The sequence below is a fragment of the Anaerovorax odorimutans genome (assembly GCF_024459955.1).
Classification (GTDB): Bacteria; Bacillota; Clostridia; order Peptostreptococcales; family Anaerovoracaceae; genus Hominibacterium; species Hominibacterium odorimutans_A.
Map to the genome: position 1 here is coordinate 1 of NZ_JANFXK010000282.1, position 207 is coordinate 207.

The 207-nt window shown below is 43.0% G+C and carries 1 protein-coding gene; it reads left to right on the forward strand.

What is annotated here, in order from left to right:
• Window positions 1-207, forward strand: a 207-nt coding sequence (locus NE619_RS18785; protein WP_256133958.1) for an ATP-binding cassette domain-containing protein, incomplete at both ends; no start/stop codon positions are given.

Genomic DNA, 207 nt, shown 5'->3' on the forward strand with positions numbered 1-207 from the left:
CGTAGGTGAAAACGGAGCAGGAAAAAGTACAACATTTAAAGCGCTTCTCGGCCTTATAAAGCCGGATGGAGGAGAAATCACTATCTTCGGGAAAAAACCTTTGGAGCTAACAGCGAAAGACAGAGCGAAGATGGGAATTGTTTTGACAGATTCGGGATTCAGCGGATATTTAAAAGTAAAAGATATCATACCGGTGATGGAGTCGCT